This is a genomic window from Muricoprocola aceti (genome assembly GCF_025567005.1).
GTDB classification, from domain to species: Bacteria; Bacillota; Clostridia; order Lachnospirales; family Lachnospiraceae; genus Marvinbryantia; species Marvinbryantia aceti.
This window is the reverse complement of sequence record NZ_JAOQKE010000019.1, coordinates 44,457-63,427: the sequence shown is the minus strand read 5'-3', so window position 1 is coordinate 63,427 and position 18,971 is coordinate 44,457. Positions and strand designations below refer to the sequence as shown.

General features: G+C 45.3%; 12 protein-coding genes. 4 read left to right on the top strand and 8 right to left on the bottom strand.

Translation table 11 applies throughout. The features are described 5' to 3' along the window. Positions 1 to 712: 712 nt before the first annotated feature. From OCV47_RS12685 to OCV47_RS12665, 5 genes are all read right to left on the bottom strand, one after another. Positions 713 to 2,197, bottom strand: a complete 1,485-nt coding sequence (locus OCV47_RS12685) for a glutamate synthase subunit beta (protein WP_262655457.1) — start codon at positions 2,195 to 2,197, stop codon at positions 713 to 715. 1 nt (position 2,198) lies between these two features. Then, positions 2,199 to 6,746 (bottom strand): glutamate synthase large subunit, encoded by a 4,548-nt coding sequence (gene gltB / locus OCV47_RS12680; RefSeq protein WP_262655456.1) that lies wholly within the window; start codon positions 6,744 to 6,746, stop codon positions 2,199 to 2,201. A 346-nt stretch (positions 6,747 to 7,092) separates the two neighbouring features. Continuing rightward, positions 7,093 to 7,659 (bottom strand): Maf family protein, encoded by a 567-nt coding sequence (locus OCV47_RS12675; RefSeq protein ID WP_117448433.1) that lies wholly within the window; start codon positions 7,657 to 7,659, stop codon positions 7,093 to 7,095. Between the two features lie 58 nt (positions 7,660 to 7,717). Further along, entirely contained in the window at positions 7,718 to 8,635 is a 918-nt protein-coding gene (locus OCV47_RS12670) for an AEC family transporter (protein ID WP_256297243.1), read from the bottom strand. A gap of 29 nt (positions 8,636 to 8,664) precedes the next feature. Further along, a complete protein-coding gene (locus tag OCV47_RS12665) occupies positions 8,665 to 11,070 on the bottom strand; it encodes an ATP-dependent DNA helicase (RefSeq protein WP_262655454.1) in 2,406 nt (801 codons plus the stop codon). A gap of 393 nt (positions 11,071 to 11,463) precedes the next feature. On the opposite strand from OCV47_RS12665, the gene OCV47_RS12660 reads away from it, so the two are divergent. From OCV47_RS12660 to glyA, 3 genes are all read left to right on the top strand, one after another. Further along, positions 11,464 to 12,009, top strand: coding sequence for a DUF8052 family protein (locus tag OCV47_RS12660; RefSeq protein ID WP_256297247.1), 546 nt, complete (start codon positions 11,464 to 11,466; stop codon positions 12,007 to 12,009). A gap of 3 nt (positions 12,010 to 12,012) precedes the next feature. After that, the gene (locus OCV47_RS12655) at positions 12,013 to 13,734 is read left to right on the top strand and encodes a carbon starvation CstA family protein (protein ID WP_262655451.1); all 1,722 of its coding nucleotides are present in this window, start codon (positions 12,013 to 12,015) and stop codon (positions 13,732 to 13,734) included. Positions 13,735 to 13,949: 215 nt separating this feature from the next. Beyond that, positions 13,950 to 15,188 carry a serine hydroxymethyltransferase gene (gene glyA / locus OCV47_RS12650; RefSeq protein WP_262655450.1) on the top strand — a complete coding sequence of 413 codons (1,239 nt, stop codon included), beginning with the start codon at positions 13,950 to 13,952 and terminating at the stop codon, positions 15,186 to 15,188. 61 nt (positions 15,189 to 15,249) lie between these two features. Here the strand turns inward: glyA and OCV47_RS12645 are convergent, their stop codons facing one another. Beyond that, positions 15,250 to 16,443 carry a DUF362 domain-containing protein gene (locus tag OCV47_RS12645; RefSeq protein WP_262655448.1) on the bottom strand — a complete coding sequence of 398 codons (1,194 nt, stop codon included), beginning with the start codon at positions 16,441 to 16,443 and terminating at the stop codon, positions 15,250 to 15,252. Positions 16,444 to 16,517: 74 nt separating this feature from the next. Here OCV47_RS12645 and OCV47_RS12640 point away from each other — a divergent pair, with 74 nt between their 5' ends. Continuing rightward, entirely contained in the window at positions 16,518 to 17,033 is a 516-nt protein-coding gene (locus OCV47_RS12640; protein WP_262655447.1) for a heme-degrading domain-containing protein, read from the top strand. Here the strand turns inward: OCV47_RS12640 and OCV47_RS12635 are convergent. Together OCV47_RS12635 and OCV47_RS12630 are read right to left on the bottom strand one after the other, a co-directional pair. Next, positions 17,030 to 17,923 (bottom strand): RluA family pseudouridine synthase, encoded by an 894-nt coding sequence (locus OCV47_RS12635; protein WP_262655446.1) that lies wholly within the window; start codon positions 17,921 to 17,923, stop codon positions 17,030 to 17,032. The two genes, OCV47_RS12640 and OCV47_RS12635, sit on opposite strands and share 4 nt — an antisense overlap. A 55-nt stretch (positions 17,924 to 17,978) precedes the next feature. Next, a complete protein-coding gene (locus tag OCV47_RS12630) occupies positions 17,979 to 18,881 on the bottom strand; it encodes a radical SAM protein (protein WP_262655445.1) in 903 nt (300 codons plus the stop codon). Between the last annotated feature and the right edge of the window lie 90 nt (positions 18,882 to 18,971).

Genomic DNA, 18,971 nt, shown 5'->3' with positions numbered 1-18,971 from the left:
GATAGTTTACCTCAGACTAAAATATCTGCAATTTTCAAGGTTCATCTGAGCCTTTTTCTTTGCCCAGTTTTTTCATAGGTCATTTGACACTATCTTCTGTATAAGTATATACCATTATAATTATTCTTTTAAATTATATTATGACGCCAGAAACGTGTCAAATATTTTAGCACCTTCTATGTCTGAATTTCTATACGCCTTATAAATCAGATGGAATAAATAATCATATCATCACCAGAAAAGATTTGAACTTGTAAGAATCACTTACAAATTCAAGCCAATCCTGATTGAATTAATTTTATTATCTCTATAGTTACTGGATTTTTTTACCTAATCGTGTTAAACTTATATTGTTTGTAAAACATCTCATTTTAATAGTTTATACTATCATTCATTACTAATTAAAATATAATATGCTTAACCGGGTAGCTGGGGGATGTGCTCTCATCTGATCTGAGCCTACAGAAAGGGTGATTGTTATGAGTACATACGAAGAATTGCAAATCATACTTACTACTACTCTACTTATCGTTGCAATTTTGACTTATACACATAAGAAATAGCCGTCCTGTTCTCCGGTAAAGTTCAGACGACTATTCTTATAACTTAATAAATATTTCGCCGGGTCGGGTGAGTTGCGTTCACTTTCCGGCTGCCTTGTTAAGTGTATTATATGCAATTCCTGCAGATTTGTCAAACACAAAACTTGATTCTACAGATTCGTATATCCCATCAGTGACTCGTCCACAGCTTTCGCTGCTTCCCGTCCTTCCCGGATAGCCCATACCACCAGGGACTGTCCTCTGTGCATATCTCCTGCGGTAAAGACATTTGGTACGCTGGTCTGGTATTTGCCAGGTGCGGTGTCTACATTGGTGCGTCCGTTGATGTTGACTTTGAATGCATCGGTGACGTATTTCTGTGAGCCCAGGAATCCTGCTGCAATGAGCACGATATCTACATTGATGATCTCTTCGCTGCCTTCGATCGGCACCATCATCATACGACCGCTCTTCTCGTCTTTTTTGCTTTGGAGTTTAACCAGTTTTGCCTGTACCAGTTCGCCATTTTTATTCTTAATGAATTCCGAAACGGTGGTGGTGTAGATTCGTGGATCGTGGCCGAATTTGGCAATGGCTTCTTCCTGGCCGTAGTCTGTCTTGCAGACTCTCGGCCACTGTGGCCATGGATTGTTGGCTGCACGCTCATCCGGTGCCTTTGGCATCATTTCCAGCTGGATGACATTCTTTGCACCCAGACGGATGGAGGTTCCCACACAGTCATTTCCAGTGTCACCTCCACCAATGACCATGACCGTTTTCCCCTTGCAGTCAATGTATTTGTGATCCTCAAAGTTCGAATCTAACAGGCTCTTGGTGGTTGCCTTCAGGAAATCTACTGCAAAGTAGATGCCTTTCGCATCTCTGCCCGGTGCGTTGATATCTCTTGGATTGGAAGCACCGCAGCACAGAACCACACGGTCATATTTCTGAAGTAATTCTTCTGCTGTGATATCCACACCGATGTTAGCATTGGTGACAAATTCAATGCCTTCTTCTTCCATCAGCTTCACACGGCGGTCAATCACCTGTTTCTCCAGTTTCATATTCGGAATACCGTATCTTAAAAGTCCACCGATACGGTCATTTCGTTCAAATACCGTTACTTTATGACCTCGTTTGTTCAGCTGCATGGCAGTTGCCAGTCCGGAAGGCCCACTTCCTACTACGGCTACAGTCTTGCCGGTACGTACCTTTGGAGGGTTTGCCTTTACCAGCCCTGTTGCAAAAGCATTTTCGATAATGGTTCTTTCATTTTCCTTGGTGGAGACCGGGTCTCCGTTCAGATTACAGGTGCATGCCTTTTCACACAATGCCGGGCAGACTCTGGAGGTAAACTCTGGAAAACAATGTGTCTTCATCAGTCTGGCGTAAGCCTGTTCGTAACATCCGTTGTACAGCAGATCGTTCCACTCCGGCACCAGGTTGTTCAGAGGACAGCCGCTGGCCATTCCTCCGATCATCATGCCTGCCTGACAGAATGGGACTCCACATGCCATACATCTTGCTGCCTGCTGGCGCTGTTTTTCTTTGGAAAGAGGAGTGTGGAATTCATTAAAATGATGAATTCTTTCCAGAGGGGACTCTGCTTTCGCCGTTTCTCTTTCATATTCCATGAATCCGGTTGGTTTTCCCATCTTATTTTCCTCCTTTCATAATGGCATTGAATGCTTCGATCTGTGCCTGCTCACTATTCAGGCCTTTTTCTTCCATCTGTATAATTGTGTTCATCATTTTCTTATAATCGTTTGGAATAATCTTCTTAAATTTCGGAAGATACTCATCAAAATGATCCAGAATCTCTTTTCCTTTTACGGAATTTGTGTAAGAAACATGATCTGTGATCATCTGTTTCAATTCTTCCACATCGTATTTATTTTCCAGTTTCTCGATGGATACCAGTTCTTTGTTGACTTTACGGTAAATATCACTGTGTTCATCCAGTACATACGCCACACCACCACTCATGCCGGCTGCAAAGTTCTTGCCGATCTTACCAATGACAGCCACACGTCCGCCGGTCATGTATTCACATCCGTGATCGCCCACGCCTTCGACAACTGCTGTAGCACCGGAGTTACGAACGCAGAAACGTTCGCCTGCCAGACCGTTGATATAGGCTTTTCCACTGGTGGCACCGTAGAGAGCTACGTTACCGATGATGATGTTCTCATCCTGTTTATAAGTAATACCCTTTGGTGGATAAACGATCAGTTTTCCTCCGGAAAGACCTTTTCCGAAGTAGTCGTTGGAATCGCCCACCAGTTCCAGCGTCAGTCCCTTTGGAATAAAGGCTCCAAAGCTCTGTCCACCGGCACCGTTACATTTGACAGTGAAAGTATCTTCTTCCAGGGTATTGTCATATCTGCGTGTGATCTCAGATCCAAAGATCGTACCAAATGCACGGTCGGTATTGGTCACATCCACTTCAATGCTTCTCTTCTGTTTCTTATCCAGAGCCGGTTTCAGCTTCTTCATCAGGATACGCTCGTCAGCGGTCTTCTCCAGATGGAAATCATAGACATGTTCCGGATCAAAGATACATTTCTCTCCCAAATATGGGTTATCCAGAATCGCACTTAAATCTACGCGGCTGGCTTTTTCTTTATAGAAACCGCTGCCCTTCTTCAGCAGATCGGTTCTTCCTACCAGCTCGTCTACACTGTGTACACCAAGTTTTGCCATGTATTCACGCAGATCCTGCGCGATAAATTTCATAAAGTTCTCCACATATTCCGGTTTGCCTTTGAATCTCTTGCGCAGTTCCGGATTCTGTGTTGCTACGCCCACCGGACAGGTATCCAGATTGCAGACACGCATCATGACACATCCCATGGTTACCAACGGAGCTGTAGCAAAACCAAATTCCTCTGCACCCAGAATGGCTGCGATGGCAACATCACGACCGCTCATCAGCTTACCGTCTGTCTCGATACGGACTTTATTTCTCAGACCGTTCATGATCAGCGTCTGATGTGTCTCGGAAAGTCCCAGCTCCCATGGAAGTCCTGCATTGTGGATAGAACTTCTCGGTGCTGCACCGGTACCTCCGTCATAACCGGAGATCAGAATAACCTGTGCACCGGCTTTGGCTACACCGGCAGCGACAGTACCCACACCTGCTTCCGATACCAGTTTTACTGAAATTCTTGCCTGCTTGTTGGCATTTTTCAGGTCATAAATCAGCTGTGCCAAGTCCTCGATGGAGTAAATGTCATGGTGTGGCGGCGGGGAAATCAGACTCACACCCGGTGTGGAATGTCTGGTCTTGGCAATCCACGGATAGACTTTTCCACCTGGCAGATGACCACCTTCACCTGGTTTTGCGCCCTGTGCCATTTTAATCTGAATCTCTTTTGCACTGGTCAGATACTTGCTGGTTACACCAAATCGTCCGGATGCTACCTGCTTGATCGCAGAGCTTCTGTCGTCTGCGGTTCCGGCTGTCGCCAGACGTTCATCACTTTCACCACCCTCACCGGAGTTGGATTTTCCATGGAGATGGTTCATAGCAATAGCCAGTGTCTCATGTGCTTCCTGCGAAATGGAGCCATAGGACATCGCACCTGTCTTAAATCTGGTGACAATGTTTTCCACCGGTTCGACCTCTTCAATCGGGATGCCTTCTTCTGGATAATTGAAGTCCATCAGGCTGCGCAGATATCCGCTTTCTTCCCGGTTGACACGGTCGGTGTATTCTTTAAACATGGCATAATTACCCTGTCTGGTTGATTCCTGTAATAAATGAATGGTCAGAGGATTGTAACGATGTTCCTCTCCCTGACTTCTGGACTTATGACGTCCGATGCTGTTCAGAGTCAGATCGGTGGTCAGTCCCAGTGGATCAAAGGCTTCATTGTGAAGTGCTTCGATCTGTTTTTCAATATCTTTTATAGTAATACCGCCTACACGGCTGACGGTATTGGTAAAGTAGCGGTCGATCACTTCTTTGCTGATACCGATGGCCTCAAAGATCTGAGATCCCATGTAGGACTGAATGGTAGAAATACCCATCTTGGATGCAATCTTAACAATACCGTGAAGCACTGCTGCATTGTAATCATCCACTGCTGCATAGTAATCCTTATCCAGCATCTTACTGTCAATCAGTTCATGGATCGTATCCTGAGCCAGATATGGGTTGATGGCACAGGCACCATAGCCCAGCAATGTAGCAAAATGATGTACTTCTCTTGGTTCACCGGATTCCAGAATGATGGCCAGTGAAGTACGTTTCTTAGTTTTTACCAGATACTGGTGTACTGCGGATACGGCAAGCAGCGATGGAATCGGTACATGGTTTTCATCCACGCCACGGTCTGTCAGTATCAGAATGTTGACACCATCTCTGTGTGCCTTGTCCACTTCTACGAACAGACGGTCAATGGCACGATCCAGACTGGTGCTTTTATAATAGGTAATCGGAACTTCTGCTACCTTGAAGCCATCCACTTTCATATGCTTGATTTTCAGCATATCGGTGTTGGTCAGGATTGGGTTATTGACTTTCAATACCTTACAGTTTTCCGGCTTTTCCTCCAGAAGGTTCCCGTCTTCTCCAACGTATACGGTAGTGGATGTAACCACCTCTTCACGGATAGCATCAATTGGCGGATTGGTTACCTGTGCAAAAAGCTGTTTGAAATAGTTGAACAGTGGCTGCTGCTGGTCAGATAATACTGCCAGTGGTGTATCAATACCCATGGCGCCAATGCTCTCTGCTCCGTTTAATGCCATGTTGCGGATAGAGGTACGATATTCTTCAAAGGTATAACCAAAGGCTTTCTGCAGTCTGGCACGTTCTTCCTCAGAGTATTCCGGAACACGCTTGTTCGGGATCTTCAGGTCTTTTAATTCTACCAGATTGTTATCCAGCCATTCGCCATACGGCTGTCTGGATGCATAAAATTCTTTTAATTCTTCATCGTCTACGATTCTGCCCTGAACGGTATCGATTAGCAGCATTTTGCCAGGATGAAGTCGTTCTTTCATCACGATCTTTTCCGGTGGAATCTCCAGTACGCCTACTTCAGAGGAAAGGATCATGTAGCCGTCACTGGTGACATAATAACGGGATGGACGCAGACCGTTGCGATCCAGAACAGCGCCTACCAGATCACCATCACTGAACATGATAGATGCCGGGCCATCCCATGGCTCCATCATGGTTGCGTAGTACTGATAGAAATCTCTCTTGTTCTGGGACATGGTCATGTTGTTAGCCCATGGTTCCGGAATCAGGATCATCATAGCCAGTGCCATATCCATACCGCTCATGATCAGGAATTCCAGTGTATTATCCAGCATGGCAGAGTCAGAACCGGATGCATTGATCACCGGAAGGATCTTGTGGAAGTCTTCTTCCAGATATGGGGAAGCCATGGTCTCTTCTCTGGCCAGCATCTTATCTGCATTTCCACGGATAGTGTTGATCTCACCATTGTGCACAATAAAACGGTTTGGATGTGCACGTTCCCAGCTTGGGTTCGTATTGGTACTGAATCTGGAATGTACCGTTGCAATGGCAGATTCATAGTCCGGGCTCTGCAGATCTTTGAAAAAGGTGCGCAGCTGCCCTACCAGAAACATACCTTTGTATACAATGGTACGGCTGGAACATGATACCACATAGGTGTTTTCATTACTCTGTTCAAACTCTCTTCTTGCCACATAGAGCAGACGGTCAAACGGAAGTCCTTTTTCCACATCAGCTGGTTTTTTAATAAATGCCTGCATAATATACGGCATCTTATCCAGTGCTTTCTGTCCCAGTACTTCCGGTACCGTCGGGACTACACGCCATCCAATGAGTTCCAGTCCGTTCTTTTCCAGAATGATCTCGAACATCTTCATGGCCTGGCGTCTTTTTAATTCATCCTGTGGGAAAAAGAACTGTCCAATACCGTATTCCCTTTCTTTTCCAATAGAAAAGCCGAGAGCATCACAGGTCTTTTTGAAGAATTTGTGGGAAATCTGTAAAAGGATTCCTACTCCATCACCTGTTTTGCCCTCGGCGTCTTTGCCGGCTCTGTGTTCCAAATTTTCAACTATCTTTAATGCATTCTCTACGGTTGCCCGGGTCTTGATACCCTTAATATTTACCACTGCTCCGATACCGCAGTTATCGTGCTCAAATTCTTCTCTGTACAATCCAGGAGACTGAGCAGGTACTGTTCTGTTTTCCATAACCTGACTTGCATCCTTTCTTTTGGTTTTAGAAACGCTGTAACGTATTTTTTGAATCATTGTAATCGATTTTATCGATTAAGTTTTATTTCTGCATTTCCTTTGTGCATTATCATACACCTGTCTTCTGGAAATGTAAATACCCTTTTTTTCTTGAATTGTCAGTTAATCAGACAATTTATTGTATATTGCATTATTGTCTTGATATTTTCGAAATTGTATTAAATAACTTGTCTGAATTGATACAATAGCTGGCGAAATTAGAGATGATTTTTCTTATTTTTATTTGTTTTTTTCCTCTTCTACGGTGGCTGACATCGAATTGTCTCAGTGCGTGACCACGGATTCAACCAAACTTCTTTAATTCATGCCACAGCCTACCCACCGGAAGTCCTACAATTGTGGTGTATTCTCCCTGGATTTCCCGAATGTATTTTGCAAAATATCCCTGAATTCCATAAGCACCTGCTTTGTCCATCGGCTCTCCCGTATGGATATACTCCCAGATTTCTTCTTCCGTCATAGGATACACACTCACATCACTCTTCTCATAAAAAGAAGTCTTTTTTTCTCCACAGATCAGAGTCACACCGGTGTAGACCTGGTGAGTATTTCCTTGCAGCATTTGTATCATTTGAAAGGCATCGGCCTCATCCTTTGGCTTTCCAAGAATCCGGTGCTCCTGAGCCACCACAGTGTCTGAGCCAATGACTACCACATCTCTCTGTTCATCACTTAAGGTCAGTGCCACTGCACTCGCTTTGCAGCTGGATAATTCCTTCACCACTTCCCCCGGATGAGTACTGGTCATAATCTCTTCTGCATCACTGACAATTACCTCAAACTCCAGACCAATCTGCGCCAGAAGTTCACGGCGGCGCGGCGATCCAGATGCTAATATTAATTTCTTCATGACATATCTCTCCTTGTGAAAATATTTTTCTTATATGGCATACTCACAGATACGAAATTTATAAGAACATCGCCACAATCGGTATGCTCACCACGGACAGCACGGTACTGAAAAAGATTCCCTTAGATACCAGCTGTACATCTCCATCATATTGAATAGCCAGCATCGTCGCATTCGTCGCTACTGGTGTCGCTGCCAGCACCACTGCCGTTCCCCGGATCAGATACTGCTGTTCGTGAAGCAGATTCATGGCCACCAGCACGGCAATTGGCATGAGTACCAGTCGAAATACGGTAAATACATAGACCCTCCAGTCATCGAACAGTTCTTTTAGCTTCATCTTTGCAATGGTGCCACCCAGAATCATCATGGCCAGCGGTGTGGTCAGATTTCCCAGATAGTTCAAAGCATCGGTCAGATATTCCGGCAGTGGCACTGAGGTAAAGAACAGACCAAGAGAAATCACTGCCACCACCATCGGTGTATTGATCAGCAGTCTTGGATTGAACTTTCCAGCTTTCTTTCCTCCAATCAGAACAATTCCAAGGGAATACACCACAAAGCTGAATATGACATTAAAAATAACGGCATAGATCATGGCTTCGATTCCAAAAACAGCCTGTATCACAGGATATCCCATAAAACCCACATTTCCAAAAATCAGCATGAAGGTATAAGTGCCCCACTGCTTTTTCGGTGCCCTTGTCACCGCCAGAAAGACTGCCGCAACCAGAAAATAAACCAGATAACAAAACAGACTGATACCTGTCACTTCCAAAAGGGTCAGATTCGATACCTTTCCCCGGTTGGATAAAAAAGAAACCAGTATCTGCGCCGGCAACGATACATTCAGCACCAGACTGGTCAGATTCCGAATTGCCCCATCGTTGGTCACATGTGTCTTATATGCTATATAGCCTGTTACCAGAAGCAAAAATAAAGCCAGCATCTGGTAAGTAATGATTACAATATCCATACTCTCCTCCGTATTCTCTCTTTTCTCCCTTACTTATCATCAGGAACTATGCATCCTTTCCAGAATCGTTCCAGCTTCTCTTTTACATTCCGTAATGTGCAGGTCTCATAATCTGCCCATTCCCTCGGAAAGCTGCTGCGATACTGCGCTTGTCCAAATCGTTCATCCAGCAGCACAATCACTCCGGTATCTTCATCTGTCCGAATAACTCTTCCCGCTGACTGCATGACCTTGTTCATCCCCGGATAACGATAAGCATGATCAAATCCATCCATGTCACGCCTGTCATAGTACTGCTTCAGGATCTCCCGCTCATTACAGACCTGTGGAAGCCCTGTCCCCACAACGATTGCACCGATCAGCCGGTCTTTCTTCAGGTCAATTCCCTCTCCAAAGATACCTCCCATTACACAGAAGCCGATCAGCGTGCCACTCTCACGCTCCTGAAACTGCTCCAGGAACTCTTCTCTCTGAGCTTCACTCATATGCATGCTCTGCTCCAGAATCTCCGTATCATCCTGCATTTCAGCTTCAAAAAATCCCCTTACATCCGTCATCATCTTATAAGATGGGAAAAAGACCAGATAATTTCCCTGTCTGCTGTCTGTAATCTGCCGAATATACGAAGCAATCTTCTGATACTCTGCCGGTGTCCGTCTGGTGTATTTGGTACTCACATCCAGCCCCAGCAACACTTTCTTTCTTGACGGATCAAAGGTAGATCTGGCATAGACTGCATAATCTTCTGATTTTCCAGATAGTAATTCCATATAATACTGCACCGGCAAAAGCGTAGCAGAAAACAGGATCGATGCCCTGCCTTTTTCCAGACACTGCCCGATCTTGTCCGCTGTATGAATACAGTACAATTTCAAAGCAAAGCGTCCCTCCCGGTCATGCTGTACATAAATCTCATAGCTGTCATCCAGTTCTTCATAGATCTCCAGAAAGGCCCGTACCTGAAAATAAAAGTCCAGTGTCTTTTTCTTTCCTTCTTCTATTTCGCTGTCTGTGGATGGCCGATTCATCACTGACTCCCGATCCTCCAGAAGTTGTTCCAGTGCATGACTGACATTAAACAGATTCAATGCAAAGGCATCAATATTCGAAAGCAGCGTATACTCCTCACACTCCCGCTTCCACTCCAGCAGATACTTATTTCCCCGTTCCAGAGCCGCCACAGCCTTTCTGCTGAACGGCCTCAGGAACCGCTTTACTTCCAGAAAGTCTTCTTTATAAAGGGTCGCGCTGTACATCTCCCGTCCACGCTCCACCAGATTGTGAGCTTCATCAATAAGAAACAGATAGTCTCCTTTTACTCCTTCCGCAAAAAAACGTTTTAACTTCGCCTGTGGATCAAAGACATAGTTATAATCGCAGATAATGGCATCCGACCATAATGACACATCCAGCGCCATCTCAAATGGACATACCTTCCATTTTTCTGCCTGTTCCATAATCCTCTCCCGGCTATAGTTGGCCGAATTCTCTTCATAAGAAGTCAGCAGCTCATAGACAGCATCGTTCACCCGGTCAAAGTGTCCCCTTGCATAAGGACATTTTTCCGGATTACAGTCCGGTTCTTCGCAGAAACAGATTTTTTCTTTGGCGGTCAGAGTCAGTACCTTATAATGAAGCCCCTGCTTCTTCAAAAGTGAAAATGCCTCTTCTGCCACGGTTCTCGTAATCGTCTTGGCCGTCAGATAAAAAATCTTATCCCCCAGCTCCTGTCCCACGGCCTGTACCGCCGGAAATACAGTAGACAACGTCTTTCCCACTCCTGTAGGTGCCTGAATAAACAGCTTCTTTCCATGCCAGATCGTGCGGTAAACCGCTGCTGCCAGATCTTTCTGTCCCTCCCGGTAAGGATAGGGAAAAACTGTTTTTCCAATGGATGCTTTTCTCTCTGCTTTCCATTCTATCTGCATCTGTGCCCATTTTTGATAGGCTTCTGTCAGATGCGTAAACCACTCCTCCAGCTCGCTCCTTGTATAGCTGCTGGAAAAGCGCCGTATTTCCTCTGTATCCAGATTGGCATAGGTCATCTGTACTCCTATCTTTTCCAGATTCTGTTGTTCTGCATAGATACAGGCATAACATCTGGCCTGTGCCAGATGAACCGGATCTGGCTCTTCCATTCGCTCCACATCTCGAAAAACGCCTTTGATTTCATCAATTATCGTCTGTCCATCCCGTTCAAAGATCCCGTCTGCCCTTCCTTCTACTATCAGCAGAAATCCGTCACAGTCTATCTGTGTTCGCAGCGGTACTTCCGCATGATAATCTGCCCCCATCTTTCCCTGAATCTTCCGGTGCAGTCTGCTGCCCATCTGCATGGCATCTTTATCTGCCATCGTACCTCTTCGATTGTCAATATCTCCGCTGCGCAAAATAAACTCCACCAGATTGCGCACAGATACCCTGATTTCTTCCACGTTTCTCCTGTATCCTTCCAAAACCTGCTGCTGTTCACTCCGTGACCGGCAGCCAGAACTTCACATCTTTTTCAGTATACCGCACCTGACGAAGAAATGTAAAGAATGTTATCATTACCAGCAATATATCAACAGCATACAACTGGACACGAAGCAATCTATTATTCCCATCTAACAATTACGGGAATATGTATTATTTTTTAAAAAATGTAAATTTTCTGCTAAGTATATGACATATATTTGCATTTTTATACATTTTATGTTATATTACTTTCTGCCAAAAATTTATATATTTTTTATAATCTACATATTTCGTTAAGAATTGACAATGACGTCAGACATGATCTCAGATGCTGACATCCGGGATCTTTTTCATAATACAGGAGTTAGCATATGAATCATTTAAAGTTAGAGTTAAACCGGGAGGAAATCCTTGAGAAACTGATCCGTTCCTACGAGGGGTACTTCGACATTGAACGTTCCAATGACATGGAACCTCCGCTGGAGGCTGTCTGTCATTTTAATGTGCGTTCTGCCAAATATGTGCTGCTGAAGAAGGCAGAACTGTGGAGTGCCACTTCCAACGAACATGTATACATCTTCTCTGTTCCGGAATTAACCGAAGAGATTTATCGCGCATGTGAGAAAAAGGCTTACGACGAGGGCATGAAACTAATCGATCCAAAGCCTGGACATATGTATACCTATATTACTGCAGTCTTTATCTGTGATACCTGCACACCGGAAGCGAAAAAGCTTCTGAAGAAATGCAGAATTTACAAAAGTTTTCATTTTTCGCTGCACGGCTGGATGGATTTCCATACAGTCCTTATCCAGCGGGGCGCTTCGGATTTTCCGACCAACCGCAGTGGTAAGAGCAATGCGAAATTTATGAAAAATATATTCATGAAGAAAAATAAAAAGAAAAGGAGAGTGTAATTCATGAATGCAGCATTATTATTAGTAGTAGGTTGCGTAATCCTGATTGTAGGTTACGTAACATACGGTAAATGGCTCGCACAGCAGTGGGGCATTGATGAGAACCGTGTAACACCGGCTCATGAACTGGAAGACGGTAACGATTACGTTCCGGCTAAAGCACCAGTCCTGATGGGTCACCATTTTTCCTCTATCGCAGGGGCAGGTCCTATCAACGGACCAATTCAGGCAGCCGTATTTGGCTGGGTACCTGTTCTTCTGTGGGTACTGATCGGAGGTATCTTCTTCGGAGCAGTACATGACTTCGGAGCGTTATTTGCTTCTATCCGTCACAAAGGACAGTCTATCGGTGAAGTTATCGAAGACAGTATGGGAACAAGCGCAAAGAGATTATTCATCATCTTCTCTTACCTGACCCTGATCCTTGTTGTAGCAGCCTTTGCTTCTATCGTTGCCAATACATTTAAAGCAACTTACGATGAAAGTGGCGTACTTGATAAAGTAGCAAGTTCAGCAAATGCTTCTACAGCAATGATTTCTATCTTATTCATTCTGGTAGCTATTGTATTTGGTTTCCTTGTATACAGAAGAAACGCTGGTCTTGGAATCTCAACTGTAATCGGTGTTGCAGCGATCGTGCTCTGCATGGCTATCGGTCTGAACTTCCACCCCCTGTACCTGAATGGTACAACCTGGATGATCATCGTTGGTATCTACATTACAATTGCATCTGTAACACCTGTATGGATTCTGCTTCAGCCACGTGACTACTTAAGTTCCTTCCTTCTTTACGGAATGATGATCGTAGCCGTTGTTGGTATCGTTGGAGCTCATCCTACCATCGACATTCCTGCATTTACAGGATTTGTTGACCAGGCTACAAACGGTTCCGGTGTATCTCTTGGTACCCTGTTCCCAGCCCTGTTCATCACCATCGCCTGTGGCGCTATTTCCGGTTTCCACTCACTGGTTGGTTCCGGTACAACAGCAAAACAGCTGGATAACGAAAGAGACGCCCGTCCAATCGCATACGGCGGTATGTTGATTGAATGTGCACTTGCACTGATTTCTCTGTGTGCCGTAGGTTATATCTGGAAAGAATATGTTCCAGGAGGAGTTACCACTCCTACAGCCGTATTTGCAACCGGTATCTCACGTATGTGTGCTACCATCCCATTCCTTGCAGGCGCAGAACACGTTATTTACTCTCTGCTGATCCTTGCAGTATCTGCTTTCTGTCTGACTTCTCTGGACACTGCAACACGTCTTGCACGTTACATGTTCCAGGAATTCTGGCTGAACCCAGGTGAGGATGTTTCTTCCGTAACAGGATTCAGAGCCATCCTTGTAAAGCCAATCGTTGCAACACTGATCACAGTAGTTCTTGGTATCTTCCTTGGACTGAACGGATATGCAAACATCTGGGCTCTGTTCGGAGCAGCAAACCAGTTACTTGCAGCTCTGGGTCTGATGGCTGTTGCTACCTGGCTTGGACAGATCGGTAAGAACAACAAGATGTTCTTCATCCCAATGTTCTTCATGCTGATCGTTACAATCTGCTCACTGCTTCTGACCATCAAGACAAACCTTGGTGCAATCGGTGCAGAAGGTGCTGGTTCCTGGCCAATCGTTCGTCTGGTACTTGCAGTACTGCTGATCGTGCTTTCTCTGATCCTTGCAGTAAAAGCTGTTAAGACTATCAGCGGACAGAAAAAGAATGCTTAATTGATCTATATCAGTTTCATAAAAGAGATATCTGAAGAGATTCGGATATCTCTTTTTTTGCTCTATATGTCTTTAATATGCGCACATTTGTATTTTCAGAGTTGACACTTTATTTTATTAAAGTTATAATTGTTTCTAAATTCGGTCGTCGAACATTTCTTTTTACACCTGTCTGACGCCGTTACTTACAATTATACAATCAGGAGGAACCCAACATGTATTCATTAGAAGAAATCCGATCCGTAGACCCCGAAATCGCTGCTGCTATCGAAGCAGAAGCTACACGGCAGAATTCTCATATCGAGCTGATTGCTTCCGAGAACTGGGTAAGCAAAGCTGTTATGGCTGCCATGGGAAGCCCTTTGACTAACAAATATGCCGAAGGCTATCCCGGCAAGCGATATTACGGCGGGTGTGAATGTGTAGATGTTGTGGAAGAACTTGCACGGAAACGTGCCTGTGAATTGTTTGGATGCGAATATGCCAATGTGCAGCCGCATTCTGGTGCACAGGCAAATATGGCTGTAGAATTCGCCATGTTAAAACATGGTGACACTCTGATGGGTATGAACCTTGCACACGGTGGCCATCTGACCCATGGAAGTCCAGCGAACTTCTCTGGTTCTTATTTTCATGTAGTTTCTTATGGGGTAAATGACGATGGTTTTATTGACTATGAACAGGTGCGTCAGATCGCCCTCGAAAATAAACCCAAACTGATCATTACAGGCGCCAGTGCCTATGCCCGCACCATTGATTTCAAGAAATTCCGTGAGATTGCCGATGAAGTGGGTGCTTACCTGATGGCAGATATCGCCCATATTGCAGGTCTGGTTGCTGCTGGTCTCCATCCAAGTCCAATCCCATACGCACATGTAACCACCACCACCACTCACAAGACCCTGCGTGGTCCAAGAGGTGGTATGATCCTGTGCAGCAATGAAATTGCTAAGAAATTCAACTTTAATAAAGCTATTTTCCCAGGTATTCAAGGTGGTCCTCTGATGCATGTGATCGCAGCCAAGGCTGTCTGCTTCCAGGAAGCTCTGCAGCCAGAATTCCGTACTTATCAGGAGCAGGTAGTAAAGAACAGCGCTGCACTCTGTAATGGCCTAATGAAGCGTGGCGTAAACATTGTCTCCGATGGCACCGATAATCATCTGATGCTGGTAGACCTGCGCGGAACCGGTATTACCGGAAAAGAGATGGAACATCTCCTGGATGATGCTAATATCACCTGCAACAAAAATGCAATTCCAAATGATCCGGAATCCCCATTCGTAACCAGTGGTGTCCGCCTTGGAACCGCAGCCATCACCTCCAGAGGTCTGAAAGAAAACGATATGGATCAGATCGCAGAAGCTATCTTCCTGATGCTCCAGAGTCCTGATAATAAAGAAAAAGCCAGAGCCATTGTAAAGACTCTGACCGACCGATATCCTCTTGATGTCTAAAATCCAATGGGGACGGAGTTTTCTGGCTTTCACAGGCCAGAAAACTCCGTCCCCATTGGCTTTATTTCACTTTTATCGCATGCTTCGGGCACATTTCCTGGCAGCAGTAGCATCGGATACATTTTTGATAATCATATACCGGTGGCTGTCCCTTGCCCTTCTTAAAGCTTACTGCCTTGCCAGGTACCGGACAGTGGGACACGCAGATTCCGCATTTTATACATTTTTCTTTTTCTATAACCGGACGGCGGATCAGCCGTGTCATGAAGTCTGAATACCTGCTTAAAAACGTCTTCTTTCTTCCGGTACGATCCACGTTAAACTGTGGATTACCGTACTTTTTCTGCATTTCTTTCATGGTTATATTTCTGCTTATTACCGTTTCGCTGCTTACCTCATTGGCACTGTTTTTCTGGCTGGAAACAGAAACTTCTGCAATCTGTATTTCTTCCTCTTTATAAGTACCAATCTCCATTATCTGCCCCTGCACACAGGTCGGCACCATCTGTGGATCAAGATACACCATATGACAGAATACGCTGTCCAACGCTACCGGATCGTCAGAAAAGAGAAGTACCTTCATATCAATCGGCGTCCCAGATCCTGGTCCATTTCCTTCCATAGCCGTGATCCCATCCATAATATGCAGTCGGATGTCTGTACATCTGTGAATATCTGCAAGTGCCCTTGCAAATACACTGGCATTTGGATACTTCACATGGCCTGCTGCCTTTCTCGCCCCGCAGACAAAGCCATATACATTTTTCACCGCTCCCGTTACTTTTTCCAGCGCATGGGTTTTCATTTTACAGATATTGATGATCGCATCTGCCTCTGTAATTCCCTTTGCAAAATGGAATTCTTTTGCCGTCTTTCCATCTGGAAATGAAGTCAGTACTTCCTCTTCCATGTTTGCCCGTTTCACTCCATAACGCTCCGCTACTTCTTCCAGCCTGATCTTTCCGGCCACCGCCTGACAGCTTCCATGTCCCGGTGAATCCCCATATTGCACCTGAAGATATCCCTCTTCCTGCAAAATACGAAATACTGCTTCGATCACCACTGGATGCGTCGTAACTGCTTTTTCCGGCACGGCCGCAGAAAGGAAATTTGGTTTTACCAGAATCTTTTCTGACTTGTCCAGGAATCGCCCCATTCCACCAAGGGCTTCTATTCCTGCCTTTACGGATCTATATACCTGTTCTTTGTCATAACAGTCACAGGGCACTATGATTACCTTCGTTTTTTCTGACATATTTATTTCCTTTCTGTCACTATCTTGTATTTTTTCCCGAACAAGAGTATAGTAGTTTCATTGGAGGTGGTACTATGATAGAAGAATTACTTGCTATGCTGGAGATGCAGGAAGAGATCCTGCAATTCACTCATTTCACCAATGAAGATGCCTGGGAGCTGGGAAAACTGCTCGTTTCCGAGATCCAGCGCCAGAAGCTTCCGGTTGCTGTCACGATACGCCTGAACAATGGGTATACCGTTTTCCGTTATGCGGCAAATGGCACCAACATCCAAAATGAAAACTGGATGCAGCGTAAGTTCAATACCGTACGCACACTGGAAACCAGCACACTTCATGCAGCCATGCTTCTGAAAAAATCCGAACAGACACTGGCTGACTGGTTCCTGGATGAGAAAGAATATGCGGCCGCAGGCGGCGGTTTCCCGATCCGTATCGAAGAAGTGGGCGTCATCGGAGCCGTCATCGTGTCCGGTCTTCCACATTTTGCAGATCATGATCTGATCGTCAAATGCATCAGCCGATATCTTCATGTTGATGAAGTTCCACGCATTCGTGGGCCATTGGGGACGGAGTTTTCTGGCTTTTAAAAGCCAGAAAACTCCGTCCCCACCGGCCACCACGGTGGATCTGCCCTGAACTGCATCTGCTCCCCGGTGATAGGATGCCGGAAGGCCAGTTTCCAGGAATGCAGAGCCTGATGATCCAGAATTCGATAGTCCGGATTGTACAGATAATCTCCTGTCAGTGGATGTCCAATGTACTTCATGTGTACCCGAATCTGATGGGTTCTCCCTGTTTCCAGTTTCAATCGAACCAATGAATATCCATTCCACTCATCCAGTCTCCAGAAATGAGTCACCGCCCGGTTGCCTTTTTCAAAATCTACGCACCGCTCAATCACAGATTCTTCTTTTCTGGCAATCGGTGCATCGATCACACCCGATTCCGGCACCTTGCCTTCCGCAAGAGCCAGATACTCCCTGTGTATTTCCCTCTTTTTGCTCATATCGGAAAGTATTCCGCCACTAAGTATATTTTTTGCCACAATCAAGAGACCTGTAGTATCCCGGTCCAGTCGATTGATACAGCGGTAGACAAAGGGCTGTCCCTGTTTTTCAAAATACCACATCAGCGCATTGGCCAGCGTATTATCATAATTATTGATGGACGGATGGATCGGCATATCTGCCGGTTTATTGATGACCATCAGATCTTCATCCTCATAGATAATAGTAAGCGGGAGCTCCCTTGCCACAATCTGCTCCGAGAATTCTTCCTCAATGATATGGACCTCCAACACATCTCCTTCTTTCAGTGTCTGTCCCACATAAGCCCATTCTCCGTTTAGAAGAATACCATGTTCTGTTTTTTTCAGGTGAATGATCACATGTCTGGAATAGCCCTGGCTCCGTAGGAAATCTCCAATTCGCATACCTGCATTTTCCGCATTTCCACGATATTGTAATGTTCTGTTCATGCTCTTGCTCCTTTGCTCTGTATCCATTTGCTATGTGCATCTTCACACTGCTGTCTCATTCGGTAATTCCCTCTCCGTTAAATGCCGGTATGAAGCTCTCTCCCACCGGATCTCCCTCCTGGAAAAATCCATTCTCGATCCCAAGTTCCATCGCAAAATCCAGCAGCCGATTGTACTCCCGTCTGGTTACTCTCCGGTTCAGCTCAGGACAAGCAGCAATCTGAGGCATTGGAGTATACTGGCTCATAATACTGATGAAGATCTGATCCCGATAGGTTGTATAAAGATAGTTCAATACGGCCTTTGAATCCTTTACGTGCCCTGGCAATAACAGATGCCGCACAATGACCCCTTTTTTCATCAGACCACGCTCATCAAATTCTGCTTCCGGGCACTGCCTCACCATCTCCGCCAGCGCTATTTTCGCCACCTCAGGATAATCTCCTGCATGGGAGTACTTTTTTGCCAGATCTGCATCCATATATTTCATATCCGGCAGATAAATATCTACCAGTCCATCCAGAAGACACAGTGATTCTGGCTTCTCATAGCCGCTGCTATTGTATACCACCGGTATCTGCAGTCCCTGCACCTTTGCCAGCTTCAAAGCTTCAGCCACTGCAAGCAGATAATGTCCTGCCGTCACCAGATTGATATTATTTGCCCCCTGTGCCTGCAGATTCAGGCAGATCCGGGCCAGTTGCTCTACGGTTACAGTCTTTCCTGCCTGTCCTCTGGAAATGTCTGTATTCTGGCAAAAAACGCATCCCAGGGCACATCCTGTAAAAAAGATCGCTCCCGATCCTTCCTGGCCTGATATACAAGGTTCCTCCCAGAAATGAAGGGCGGCTCTTGCCACCCTCATCTGTGCATCTGTATGACAGGCCCCTGTATTTCCAGTTATTCTGTTCACTCCACAGGCTCTTGGGCACAACATACAGTGTTCTAATTGTTTCATCCATTCATCCATATCTTCATCATTCCTATGTCTGTATCTGTTTGTCTGATCTAACTGTTCAGTACCCTCACAGTTACAGTGAGTTCTGAA